We start from the raw sequence: 12,872 nt of genomic DNA, 5'->3' as shown, positions 1-12,872 counted from the left end.
GAGCTTGCGAGCCCCGCAGTCGCGAAGCGGAGACGAGTAGACATGCGCGCTCACGAGGCAGGCGCACTGCACGGTGAGATCGGCACCCGGGGGCCGGCCTGGCTGCGTACCCCGGTCGACGTCAACGCCCTGGTGCCGCAACTGTGGCCGCGCAACGTGGCGCGCGGCCCCGGCGGCGCGCTCACCGTCGCGGGCCTGGACGTCCGCGACCTGGCCGCCGAGTACGGCACCCCGGCGTACGTGCTGGACGAGGACGACCTGCGTGAGCGCTGCCGCGAGTTCCGCGCGGCCTTCCCGGACGCGGACGTGTACTACGCCGGCAAGGCGTTCCTGTGCCGCGCCGTGGTCCGGATGATCGCCGAGGAGGGCATGTTCCTCGACGTCTGTACCGGCGGCGAGCTGGCCACCGCGCTCTCGGCCGGGATGCCTCCGGAGCGGATCGGCTTCCACGGCAACAACAAGTCGGTGGCGGAGCTGACCCGGGCGGTCGACGCCGGGGTGGGCCGGATCATCGTCGACTCGTTCACCGAGATCGACCGGCTGACCGAGCTGGCCCGTGCGCGCGGGGTCCGCCCGAAGGTGCTGGTCCGGGTCACCGTCGGCGTGGAGGCGCACACCCACGAGTTCATCGCCACCGCGCACGAGGACCAGAAGTTCGGCTTCTCCCTCGCCGGCGGGGCCGCCGCGGCGGCCGCGTTCAAGATCCTCGACGAGGACGTGCTGGAGCTGCGCGGGTTGCACTCGCACATCGGCTCGCAGATCTTCGACGCCAGCGGCTTCGAGGTGTCCGCCCGCCGGGTGCTCGCCCTCCAGTCGCAGATCCGCGACGCGCGGGGCGTGGAGCTGCCCGAGCTGGACCTGGGCGGTGGTTTCGGCATCGCGTACACCACGCAGGACGACCCGGCGTCGCCGCACGACCTGGCGAAGCGCCTGCGCAAGATCGTCGACGGGGAGTGCGCGGCGGAGAACCTCGCCGTGCCGCACCTGTCGGTCGAGCCGGGCCGCGCGATCGTCGGCCCGGCCGTGTTCACGCTCTACGCGGTCGGGACCGTCAAAGACGTGGATGGCCTGCGGACGTACGTGAGCGTTGACGGGGGGATGAGCGACAACATCCGGACCGCGCTCTACGACGCCTCGTACTCGGCCACGCTGGCGAACCGCACGTCAGCCGCACAGCCGATGCTCGCCCGCGTGGTGGGAAAGCATTGTGAGTCCGGGGACATCGTGGTGAAGGATGAATTCCTGCCCGCTGACGTGCAGCCCGGAGATCTTGTCGCGGTGCCCGGCACCGGAGCGTACTGCCGGAGCATGGCGAGCAACTACAACCATGTCCCGCGGCCCCCGGTCGTCGCCGTCCGCGAAGGTCGGGCGCGGCTGATCGTCCGCCGGGAGACCGAAGACGACCTGCTGGCATTGGATGTGGGATGACCTCACCGGTTCGCTTGGCGCTGCTCGGCTGCGGCACTGTCGGCAGCGACGTGGTCCGGCTGCTGCACGAGCAGTCGGAAGACCTCGCCGCCCGGATCGGCGCCCCGCTGGAGATCGCCGGGATCGCCGTACGCCGGATCGGCCGTGACCGCGGCGACCTGCCTGTCGACTCGGCGCTGTTCACCACCGACGCGCTCGGGCTGATCAAGCGCGACGACGTGGACGTAGTGGTCGAGGTGGTCGGCGGCATCGAGCCGGCCCGGGGCTGGCTGGTCGAGGCGCTGCGCGCGGGCAAGAGCGTGGTCACCGCCAACAAGGCGCTGCTCGCCGAGGACGGCGCCGCGCTGCACGACGCCGCCGCCGAGGGCGGTGCCGACCTCTACTACGAGGCGAGTGTCGCCGGGGCCATCCCGCTGCTGCGCCCGCTGCGCGAGTCGCTGCACGGCGACCGGATCACCCGGGTCACCGGCATCGTGAACGGCACCACGAACTTCATCCTCTCCGCCATGGACTCCACCGGCGCCGGGTTCGCCGAGGCGCTGGAGGAGGCCACCGAGCTGGGGTACGCCGAGGCCGACCCGACGGCCGACGTGGAGGGCTTCGACGCCGCCGCGAAGGCCGCCATCCTCGCCTCGCTGGCGTTCCACACCCGGGTGACCGCCGCCGACGTGCACCGCGAGGGCATCACCGAGGTGACCGCCGCCGACGTGGCCAGCGCCAAGGCCATGGGCTGCACGATCAAGCTGCTCTGCATCGCGGCCCGCGGCGTCGACGCGGAGGGCCGGGAGACCGTCAACGTGCGGGTGCACCCGGCGATGATTCCGCTGACGCACCCGCTCGCGAGCGTCGGTGACGCGTTCAACGCGGTCTTCGTCGAGGCCGACGCCGCCGGGCAGCTCATGTTCTACGGCCGGGGCGCCGGTGGCGCGCCCACCGCCAGCGCGGTGCTCGGCGACGTGGTGGCGGTGGCCCGCAACCGCCTCGCCGGGGTGCACGCGGCGAGCGAGTCGGCGTACGCGGACCTGCCGGTGCGGCCGATGGGCGAGGCGCTCACCCGCTACCACATCAGCCTCGACGTGGCCGACCGGCCGGGCGTGCTGGCCGGGGTGGCGGGCGTCTTCGCCCGGCACGAGGTGTCCATCGCCACCGTCCGTCAGGGCCCGGCCGGCGGTGACGCGGAACTCGTTATCGTCACCCACGTCGCGCCCGACGCCGCGCTCGCGGCCACCGTGCGTGAGCTGCGCGGACTCGACATCGTCAGGTCGGTGACGAGTGTGCTTCGGGTCGAGGGCGGCGCGTAACCCACGCGTCCCGCCTGATGGTTAGAGCAGGGTGTGCCGGTGGCCGGGCGGGCAGGCTGGTCCACGCTGTTGGCAGGCCCCGGAGCGGGGCGACAGAGGCGAGGAGCACGACATGTGGCGGGGACTGATCGAGGCGTACCGGGATCGGCTGCCGGTCACCGAGGCGACTCCCGTCGTCACCCTGCACGAGGGCAACACGCCGCTGCTGCCGGCGCCGGTGCTCTCCGCCCGGGTCGGCGCGGACGTGTGGCTCAAGGTCGAGGGCGCCAACCCGACCGGCTCGTTCAAGGACCGCGGCATGACCGTCGCGGTCTCCAAGGCCGTCGAGGCCGGTGACAAGGCGATCATCTGCGCCTCCACCGGCAACACCAGCGCCTCCGCCGCCGCGTACGCGGCCCGCGCCGGGATCACCTGCGCGGTGCTGGTGCCGCAGGGCAAGATCGCGCTGGGCAAGCTGGCCCAGGCGCTCGTGCACGGCGCGAAGCTGCTCCAGGTGCAGGGCAACTTCGACGACTGCCTCGGGCTCGCCGGCAAGCTCGCCCAGGACTACCCGGTCGCGCTGGTCAACTCCGTCAACATCGACCGGCTGCACGGCCAGAAGACCGCCGCCTTCGAGATCGTCGAGGCGCTCGGCGACGCGCCCGACATCCACTGCCTGCCGGTCGGCAACGCCGGCAACATCACCGCGTACTGGATGGGCTACTCCGAGGACCTGCGCGACGGCAACGCCACGAAGGCCCCCCGGATGTACGGCTTCCAGGCGGCCGGCGCCGCCCCGATCGTCACCGGTCAGGTGGTGCCGGAGCCGTCGACGATCGCCACCGCCATCCGGATCGGCAACCCGGCGAGCTGGACGAAGGCCATCGACGCGCGGGACGCCTCGGACGGCCTGATCTCGGCGGTCACCGACCGGGAGATCCTGTCGGCGTACCGGCTGCTGGCCCGCGAGGTGGGCGTCTTCGTCGAGCTGGGCAGCGCGGCGAGCGTCGCCGGTCTGCTCCAGCAGGCCGAGGCCGGCCGGGTGCCGGCCGGGTCGCGGGTGGTCTGCACGGTCACCGGGCACGGCCTGAAGGACCCGGAGTGGGCCATCTCCACCGCGCCGGCGCCGGTGACCATCGCCAACGACGCGCTGGCCGCCGCCCGCTCCCTCGACCTGGTCTGAGGTCGGGTACCAGCGGCCGAAGTGTCATCGGCTGGGGCGGATGCCGGGAGTGTCGGGGCGTGCGGCAGACTCAGACACCCCCCTGCCGGACACCTCTCCAGGAGTGAGTAACGCCGATGTCGCTGCTCGCCAGATTCAGCCTCGCCAACCGGGGGCTGATCGCCCTCGTCGCGTTGGTGACCACGGCCTTCGGCCTGTTCGCCGTGCCGTCGCTGAAGCAGCAGCTCCTGCCGTCGCTGGAGTTCCCCGCCGCGTTCATCGTGGCGACGTACCCGGGCGCCGCGCCGGAGATCGTGGAATCCCAGGTCGCCGAGCCGATCGAGAACAGCCTCAAGGGCATCCCGGGCCTCGACGAGGTCACCTCGACCTCGCGCGAGGGCGCGGCGACGGTCCAGGTGCAGTACGAGTTCGGCACCGACCTGGACGACGTCGTGAACAAGATGGAGACCGCGCTCAACCGGATCGATTCCCAGCTCCCCGAGGGCGTCGACCCGCAGGTCATCGCCGGCAGCACCGACGACCTGCCCGCAGTGGTGGTCGCCGCGACCGGTGACGGCGACGAGCGGGCGCTGGCGGAGAAGCTGCGCAACGCCGTCGTACCGGAGCTGGAGGCGCTGGACGGCGTCCGCTCGGTGGACGTCACCGGCGCGCGCAACCAGGTCGTGACGATCACGCCGGACCCGGCGAAGCTGGCCGCCGCCAAGGTGGCACCGACCGCCATCGCGTCGGCGCTCAAGAGCAACGGCGTGGCCGTGCCGGCGGGTGCGCTCGCCGACGGCGACCGGTCGCTGCCGGTGCAGGTGGGCACGCCGATCCGGACCGTCGACGACCTGCGCGGCATCGTGCTGACCACGGCTCCCGCCGCCCCGGTACGCCTCGGCGACGTGGCCGCCGTGGAGCAGCAGCTCGCCCCGGCCACCTCGTTCACCCGGACCAACGGCAAGCCCAGCCTCGGCATCGCGGTGACCGCCGCGCCGGACGGCAACGCGGTGGAGATCTCGCACGAGATCCGGGATCGGCTGGACGAGTTGTCGAAGACCTCCGGCGCCGAGCTGACAGTGGTCTTCGATCAGGCCCCGTTCGTCGAGAAGTCCATCGAGAGCCTGACCACCGAGGGCCTGCTGGGCCTGGTCATGGCCGTCGTGGTGATCCTGGTGTTCCTGCTGTCGGTGCGCTCCACCGTCGTCACCGCGGTGTCCATCCCGCTGTCGGTGCTGGTCGCGCTGATCGTGCTCTGGTCCGGCGACTACTCGCTGAACCTGCTCACCCTCGGCGCGCTGACCATCGCCGTCGGCCGGGTGGTGGACGACTCCATCGTGGTGCTGGAGAACATCAAACGCCATCTGGAGTACGGGGAACCGAAGCGGGACGCGATCCTCACCGCGGTCCGCGAGGTGGCCGGCGCGGTGACCGCGTCCACGCTCACCACTGTCGCCGTGTTCGCGCCGATCGCCCTGGTGGGCGGCTTCGTCGGGCAGCTGTTCGCACCGTTCGCGATCACCGTGACGGTGGCGCTGCTCGCCTCGCTGCTGGTGTCGCTCACAGTCATCCCGGTGCTGGCGTACTGGTTCCTGCGGCCGCGCGGCGGCGCCGACGACGCCGCCCGGCGGGCCGCCGAGGAGAAGGAGCTGCGCAACCCGTTGCAGCGGGCGTACCTGCCGGTGATCGACTTCGCCACCCGATCGCGCAAGACCCGCTGGGCCACTGTGGGCCTGGGGCTGCTCGTGCTGCTGGGCACGTTCGGCCTGGCGCAGAAGCTGGAGACGAACTTCCTGGACGACTCCGGCCAGGACACGCTCGCCATCCGGCAGGAGATGCCGGCCGGCACCTCGCTCGCCGGCACCGACCGGGCCGCCGCGCGGGTCGAGGAGGTGCTGCGGCGTACGCCGGGGGTGGAGACCTACCAGGTCAGCGCCGGTGGTGGGGACAACCCGTTCGCGGGCGGCGGCAGTGACCGGGCCACCTGGTCGCTGTCGCTGTCCGACGACACCGACGCCGCGGCGGTACGGCAGGACCTGCGCAAGGAGTTCGACGCGCTCGGCGCGGAGGTGGGCGAGCTGACGTTCGGCGGCGGGCAGAACGCCTCCGCCAACCAGGTCGAGGTGGTCGTGCAGGCCGCCGACCAGGAGACGCTGACCCGGGCGGCCGAGGCGGTACGGGGCGCGATGGCCGGCACGCCGGGCGTGGAGGACGTCACCAGCAGCCTGGCCACGCAGGTGCCGCGCGTCGAGGTGACTGTGGACCGGGTGGCGGCGGCCCGCGCGGGTCTCACCGAGGCGGCAGTCGGGCAGCTCGTCGCGCAGACGTACCGGGGTGCGCCGCTCGGGCAGGTGACGCTCGACGGTACGGCGCAGAGCGTGGTGCTGAGCAGCGGCGCCCGGCCGCCCCTGACCGTCGACGAGCTGCGGGCGCTGCGGGTCGGCGCGGTGCCGCTGGACGCGATCGCCGACGTCGAGCAGGTGGACGGTCCGCAGCAGGTGACCCGGATCGACGGGGAGCGCAGCGTCTCGGTCACCGGCACGGCGACCGGCTCGAACCTGGGCGCCACCACGCAGGAGCTGCAGAAGCGGCTGGACGCGCTGGACGTGCCGGGCGCCACGTACGTGATCGGCGGCGTCAGCGCCGACCAGGCGGACGCGTTCGCGGACCTCGGTCTCGCGGTGCTGGCCGCCATCGCGATCGTCTTCCTGATCATGGTGGCGACGTTCCGCAGCCTGACCCAGGCGCTGATCCTGCTGATCTCGGTGCCGTTCGCCGCGACCGGCGCGATCGGGCTGCTGCTCGTCACCGGCACGCCGTTGGGTGTGCCGGCGCTGATCGGCGTGCTCATGCTCGTCGGCATCGTGGTGACGAACGCGATCGTGCTGATGGACCTGATCAACCAGTACCGGGCCCAGGGCATGGACGTGACCGAGGCGGTGGTGGAGGGCGGCCGGCGCCGGCTGCGGCCGATCCTGATGACCGCCGTCGCCACCATCTTCGCGTTGCTGCCGATGGCGCTCGGCCTGACCGGCGAGGGCGGCTTCATCTCCAAGCCGCTGGCGGTCGTGGTGATCGGTGGCCTGCTCAGCTCGACGCTGCTGACGCTGGTGCTCGTGCCGACGCTCTACACGATGGTCGAGCACACGAAGGGCTCGTTCCGGAACCGGCGGCGGGGCGGCGCTCCCGAGCCGGTCGGGCCGCAGCCGGAGCCGGACCCGGTGCCGGTGACTGTCGGCGGCGGGGAGCGCGCCGAGGAGCGGGCCGTGGTGGCGCCGCCGCCGGCCCGCCCGTCGGGCGCGCTTGTCGACGGCACCGACCAGTTCGAGGTGCTCCGCCTGCCCAAGAGCCGCCAGTCTCCGCTGCCGCCCACCGAGTGACGGACCGGGAGGGGCCCCGCGCGGGCCCCTCTCGGCGCCTCGGCGCGCGGGACACACCGGAACCGCGTCGGACGGTACGCTCAGTGAACTGCTGCCTACTTTCGGTTCGGGGGTGCGATGGCGGGGGGTGCGGGCCGGTGGGACCGGCGTGCCGTGCTGCGCCGCTCCGCGCTGCTGCTCGGCGGGGCCGCGGTCGGCTCGTTCGCGACCGCTGAGAGCACCTGGGTGGCCGACCGGAGGCTCCCGATCGCGGGCGGGCCGGCGAGCGCCACGCTCGGCAACCGCCACCAGGAGGTCGGCACCGGCGGGCTGCAGGTCGTCTGGGGCGTCCGCACCGAGGAACCCCTGGTGGCGCTCACCTTCGACGACGGCCCCCGCCCACAGTGGACCCCGATGGTGCTCGACACGCTCGCCGAGCACCGGGTGCCGGCCACCTTCTTCCTGGTCGGTGAACGGGCCCGCGAGCACGCCGCGCTGGTCCGCGGCCGGATGGACGCCCACGAGGTCGGCAACCACAGCTGGGCGCACCGCGACCTGGCCCGGATGGACGCCGCGACGGTCTACGACGACCTGCGCCGCAGCCACGACGCGATCACGGCGGCCACCGGCTCGGCGCCCCGGCTGCTGCGCCCGCCGTGGGGGCACCTCGGCGGGTCGGTGCTGTACGCGTCGGCCCGGCTGGGCTACCGCCTGGTGCTCTGGACGCTCCAGATGGTCGAGAGCGAGTTCCCGCACGACCCGGCCGGCCACGCCCGGCGCATCGTCGCCGACGTACGCCCCGGCACGATCCTGCTCGGCCACGACGTCGGCACCGACACCCGGCTCGTCGCGCTCCGCGGCCTGCCCGACATGATCAACGGTCTGCGGGCCCGGGGATACACCTTCGTCACGGTCTCCGACCTGCTGCGCCGCGCTGCCGCGACAGGGGCGGCCCGGTAGGGTGCCCGCGTGTCACCCACCCTGTCGGTCCTCGTCCGCAACCGCGACTTCCGCCATCTGTTCCTCGCCGAGCTGGTCGTCTTCGGCGCGGACTGGTTCGTCATGGTGCCGCTGCTGGTGCTGCTGCCCGACCTGACCGGCAGCGGGGTCTGGGGCGCGCTGGTGCTGGCGGTGGACACCGGCACGACCGCGTTGCTGCTCCCGTACGCCGGAACGATCGCCGACCGGTTCGACCGCCGCAAGGTGATGATGGTGGCCAACGTGGGCGCGCTGGCCGGGGTGCTGCTGCTGCTCGGCGTGCGCAACGCCGGTACGGCCTGGCTGGCGCTGGCGGCGATCGCGCTGGTGGCCGTGGCGAAGGCGTTCTACTCGCCGGCCGCCCAGGCCGCGCTTCCGAACGTGGTCGACCCGGAGGACCTGGCCGCGGGCAACGCGGTGGCCGGTTCGGCGTGGGGCACGATGACAGTGGTCGGCGCCTCGCTCGGCGGGATCCTGAGCGCCGTCGCCGGCCCGTACGCCAGCTTCTGGGTCGCCGCCGTCGGCCTGGTCGCCGCCGCGGGCCTGGCCGCGCTGATCCGCCGGCCGTTGCAGGCGCCGCGCGACCCGGCGGCGACGGCGCCGCGCACGTGGGCGGCGATCCGGGAGGCGCTGCGCTACATCGCCCACCGCCCGCGCGTGCTGGCGCTGGTGACGGTCAAGTCGGCGGTCGGCCTGGGCAACGGCGTGCTGACCGTCTTCCCGCTGCTCGCCGGGGTGTACGGGGTCGGCGCGGTCGGCGCCGGTCTGCTCTTCGCCGCCCGCGGCGCCGGGGCGCTGGTCGGCCCGATCATGATGCGCCGGGTGCTGAGCAACCGGGCCTGGCTGCTCACCGGCCTGGCGATGTCCATGTCGTTGTACGGCCTGGCCTACCTGGGCGCGTCGGTGGTGACCTGGTTCCCGCTGGTGCTGGTCCTGGTGTTCCTGGCCCACCTGGGCGGCGGCAGCAACTGGGTGCTGTCCAACTACGCGTTGCAGGGCGAGGTGCCGGATCGGCTCCGGGGCCGGGTCTTCGCCACCGACATGATGCTGGCGACGCTCGCCATCGCGGTGAGCCAGCTGGTGGTGGCGCTCGTGGTGGACCGGGTGGACGAGCGCACCGTGCTGGCCGGCTGCGGCCTGGTCACCGTCGTGTACGCGATCGGCTGGCGGTTCGCCACCCGGCGGCTCTCGCTCACCGACCCGGTCGACACGCCGACCCCCGAGCGCACCGGCTGACACGCCGGTCCCACGCTCCGGGCGGTCCGGCCGGGCTGTCGGGGTGACGTCCTAGCATGAGCCGGTGCCGACCACATTCACCACCGGCCCGGTGCGGGTCCGGGTGCCCGCGACCAGCGCCAACCTGGGCCCCGGCTTCGACGCGCTCGGGCTGGCCCTGGGCCGCCACGACGACGTCACGGCCGAGGTGACAGACGGCGGCGTACGGGTGTCGGTCACCGGCGAGGGCGCCGGCGAGCTTCCGTCGGACGAGCGGCATCTGATCGTCACCGCGATGCGGGCCACCTTCGACGCGCTCGGCGCGCAGCCGGCCGGCCTGGCGCTGGAGTGCGTCAACCGCATCCCGCAGGCCCGCGGTCTCGGCTCGTCGTCGGCGGCGATCGTGGCCGGGGTGCTGGCGGCCCGCGCGCTGGTTGCAGGCGGCGAGCGGCGGGTGGACGACGACGCCGCGCTGCGCCTGGCGGCCGAGCTGGAGGGGCATCCGGACAACGTCGCGCCCTGCCTGCTCGGCGGCTTCACCATCGCCTGGACCGAACCGGGTGGCGCGCGGGCGGTCTCGTTGCCGGTGGCGCCGGCCGTGCGCCCGACCGTCTTCGTGCCCGCGGAGCGGGGTCTGACCTCGGTGGCCCGGGCGGCGCTGCCGGCCACCGTGCCGCACGCCGACGCGGCGTCGAACGCGGGCCGGGCGGCCCTGCTGGTGCACGCGCTGACCGCCGATCCCGCGCTGCTGCTGCCGGCCACCGTCGACCGGCTGCACCAGGAGCAGCGGGCGCCGGGGATGCCCGCCACGGCGGCGCTCGTCGCTGAGCTGCGTGCGGCGGGTGTGGCGGCTGTGGTCAGTGGGGCGGGGCCGACCGTGTTGGCGCTCTCCGAGGTCCCGGCGGGATTCCGGATGGGAACAGACTGGCGCCGGTGGGAGTTGCCGATAGATGTCAGCGGTGCCCGGGTCATCCGGGGTAGACTTTGACACGCCGAGCGGGGCCCTGTTGCCGCAGGTCGGACGAGGCGATTACGCTCTAGACCTAGCACAGCCGCGAAGCATGCGATCTTCCTGCGGTTCGGCGCACCCCCGAAGCTCTCGGCGGTAGCCCGTCACCCCTGCTCAAGGCCCACGCCGCACCGCAGTTTCCACAGGTCGCCGCAGACGGCGAGACCTGCTCACCGATGGTGGTGAGTCGGGAAACCACCGGCTGCTGTGTCACAGACTCCCGCGACGCGTCCATGCGAGGCGGGTGCACCGAGGCCGCCCGGCCACCTGGTTCCACGACTCCGGGCAGCCCGGCCTATCGAGGGAAGGAATCCATTGAGCGACACCACCGACGTGACGTCGGATGTTTCCAACGTCGCTGGCGATGCCACCACCGCCGCCCCCACGCGCCGCCGGCGGAGCGGCACCGGTCTGTCGGCGATGCTGCTGCCGGAGCTGCAGAGCCTGGCCGCGTCGCTCGGCATCTCTGGTACCGCTCGCATGCGCAAGGGCGAGCTGATCAGTGCCATCACCGAGCGGCAGCAGGGCGGCGCGGCCGGAACCCCTCGACCACGAGCCGAGGTGGCGGCGGCTGCTGCTCCCGCCCGTGAGGAGGTGCACGCGGAGGTCCGTGAGGAGCGGGCCGAGGCACGCCCCGCCGAGCAGGCGCCGGCCGCCGAGGTGACCGAGGGTCGTACCCGCGGTCGCCGCAGCCGGGCCGCCGCCGCGACCACCGAGGCCCGACCGGCCGAGGCGCCGGCGACCGAGGCGCGGCCGGCCGAGACGACGCGCGCCGAGGAGGTGCCCGCCGAGACCGGCGAGCGCGCCGAGCGTGGCGGTGACCGGGCCGAGCGCGGTGAGCGCAACGAGGGCCGGGGCCGTGAGCGCGGCGGCGACCGGGCCGAGCGTGGCGGTGACCGGGCCGAGCGTGGCGGCGAGCGGGCCGAGCGTGGCGGTGACCGGGCCGAGCGCGGTGAGCGCAACGACCGGGGTGACCGCAACGACCGTGGTGACCGGGCCGAGCGCGGCGAGCGGGCCGAGCGTGGTGACCGCAACGAGCGGGGCGACCGGGGCGAGCGCGCCGAGCGCAACGACCGGAACGAGCGCGGCGACCGCAACGACCGCAACGACCGGGGTGACCGTAACGACCGTGGTCAGCGCGCCGAGCGGGACAACGACGGCGACGACGACGGCGAGGGCGGCGGCCGGCGGGGCCGGCGCAGCCGGTTCCGGGACCGTCGTCGCGGCCGCGGCGAGCGGGGCGAGGGCGACAGCGGTGGCGGCCGCGAGCCGCAGGTCGGCGAGGACGACGTGCTCGTCCCGGTCGCCGGCATCATCGACGTGCTCGACAACTACGCCTTCGTCCGGACCACCGGCTACCTGGCCGGCCCGAACGACGTGTACGTCTCGATGTCCCAGATCAAGAAGTACGGCCTGCGCCGCGGTGACGCGATCACCGGCGCCGTGCGGGCCGCGCGGGACGGTGAGCAGCGGCGCGACAAGTACAACCCGCTGGTCCGGCTGGACACCATCAACGGGATGGAGCCGGACGAGGCGAAGCGCCGGCCGGAGTTCTACAAGCTCACGCCGCTCTACCCGCAGGAGCGCCTGCGGCTGGAGACCGAGCCGCACATCCTCACCACCCGGGTGATCGACCTGGTCATGCCGATCGGCAAGGGCCAGCGGGCGCTCATCGTGTCGCCGCCGAAGGCCGGTAAGACGATGGTGCTGCAGGCGATCGCGAACGCGATCACCCGCAACAACCCGGAGTGCCACCTGATGGTGGTGCTCGTCGACGAGCGGCCCGAAGAGGTCACCGACATGCAGCGGTCGGTGAAGGGCGAGGTCATCGCGGCCACGTTCGACCGTCCGCCGCAGGACCACACCACCGTGGCGGAGCTGGCGATCGAGCGGGCGAAGCGTCTGGTCGAGCTGGGCCACGACGTGGTCGTGCTGCTCGACTCGGTGACCCGGCTCGGGCGGTCGTACAACCTGGCGGCGCCGGCCAGCGGCCGGATCATGTCGGGTGGTATCGACTCCACCGCGCTCTACCCGCCCAAGCGCTTCCTCGGCGCGGCGCGCAACATCGAGAACGGCGGTTCGCTGACCATTCTCGCCACCGCGCTTGTGGAGACCGGGTCCATGGCGGACACGGTCATCTTCGAGGAGTTCAAGGGCACGGGTAACGCCGAGCTGAAGCTGGACCGGAAGATCGCCGACAAGCGGGTCTTCCCGGCGATCGACATCAACCCCTCCGGCACCCGCAAGGAGGAGGTCCTGCTCGCGCCGGAGGAGCTGGCGATCATCCACAAGCTCCGCAAGGTGCTGCACTCGCTGGACTCGCAGGCGGCGCTCGACCTCCTGCTGGACCGGCTCAAGCAGTCCCGCACCAACATCGAGTTCCTGATGCAGATCGCGAAGTCCACTCCGGGCGAGTGAGCTGACGGTTCCGACGAACGAGG

8 protein-coding genes are annotated in these 12,872 nt (G+C 73.2%); all 8 read left to right on the top strand.

All coding sequences use genetic code 11. The features are described from left to right. The first annotated feature begins 42 nt into the window (after positions 1 to 42). The 8 genes from lysA to rho all read left to right on the top strand — a co-directional run bounded on the left by lysA (position 43) and on the right by rho (position 12,849). Complete coding sequence (lysA, locus tag AC2CHG_RS03340) at positions 43 to 1,428, top strand: diaminopimelate decarboxylase (protein ID WP_402807283.1); 1,386 nt, start codon at positions 43 to 45, stop codon at positions 1,426 to 1,428. Then, the gene (locus AC2CHG_RS03335; protein WP_402807280.1) at positions 1,425 to 2,729 is read left to right on the top strand and encodes a homoserine dehydrogenase; all 1,305 of its coding nucleotides are present in this window, start codon (positions 1,425 to 1,427) and stop codon (positions 2,727 to 2,729) included. Before lysA ends, AC2CHG_RS03335 begins: the two co-directional genes overlap by 4 nt. Before the next feature lie 112 nt (positions 2,730 to 2,841). Further along, entirely contained in the window at positions 2,842 to 3,891 is a 1,050-nt protein-coding gene (gene thrC, locus AC2CHG_RS03330) for a threonine synthase (protein WP_262013873.1), read from the top strand. A gap of 116 nt (positions 3,892 to 4,007) precedes the next feature. Then, positions 4,008 to 7,250, top strand: a complete 3,243-nt coding sequence (locus AC2CHG_RS03325) for an efflux RND transporter permease subunit (protein WP_484524124.1) — start codon at positions 4,008 to 4,010, stop codon at positions 7,248 to 7,250. 117 nt (positions 7,251 to 7,367) lie between these two features. Then, complete coding sequence (locus tag AC2CHG_RS03320) at positions 7,368 to 8,189, top strand: polysaccharide deacetylase family protein (protein ID WP_262013871.1); 822 nt, start codon at positions 7,368 to 7,370, stop codon at positions 8,187 to 8,189. 9 nt (positions 8,190 to 8,198) lie between these two features. Further along, positions 8,199 to 9,443, top strand: a complete 1,245-nt coding sequence (locus AC2CHG_RS03315; protein ID WP_262013870.1) for an MFS transporter — start codon at positions 8,199 to 8,201, stop codon at positions 9,441 to 9,443. A 64-nt stretch (positions 9,444 to 9,507) separates the two neighbouring features. Next, the gene (thrB, locus tag AC2CHG_RS03310) at positions 9,508 to 10,410 is read left to right on the top strand and encodes a homoserine kinase (RefSeq protein ID WP_355512460.1); all 903 of its coding nucleotides are present in this window, start codon (positions 9,508 to 9,510) and stop codon (positions 10,408 to 10,410) included. Between the two features lie 336 nt (positions 10,411 to 10,746). Continuing rightward, positions 10,747 to 12,849, top strand: a complete 2,103-nt coding sequence (rho, locus tag AC2CHG_RS03305; RefSeq protein WP_484524123.1) for a transcription termination factor Rho — start codon at positions 10,747 to 10,749, stop codon at positions 12,847 to 12,849. Positions 12,850 to 12,872: the final 23 nt, after the last annotated feature.

Source organism: Micromonospora sp. ATLC20 (genome assembly GCF_057196585.1).
The sequence above is the reverse complement of the archived record's forward strand: the minus strand, read 5'-3'. Positions and strand labels throughout refer to the sequence as shown.

Excerpts from the sequence above, each read along its gene's own strand:
- lysA (WP_402807283.1), top strand. The coding sequence starts at position 43 with ATGCGCGCTCACGAGGCAGGCGCACTGCACGGTGAGATCGGCACCCGG.
- AC2CHG_RS03335 (WP_402807280.1), top strand. The coding sequence starts at position 1,425 with ATGACCTCACCGGTTCGCTTGGCGCTGCTCGGCTGCGGCACTGTCGGC.
- thrC (WP_262013873.1), top strand. The coding sequence starts at position 2,842 with ATGTGGCGGGGACTGATCGAGGCGTACCGGGATCGGCTGCCGGTCACC.
- AC2CHG_RS03325 (WP_484524124.1), top strand. The coding sequence starts at position 4,008 with ATGTCGCTGCTCGCCAGATTCAGCCTCGCCAACCGGGGGCTGATCGCC.
- AC2CHG_RS03320 (WP_262013871.1), top strand. The coding sequence starts at position 7,368 with ATGGCGGGGGGTGCGGGCCGGTGGGACCGGCGTGCCGTGCTGCGCCGC.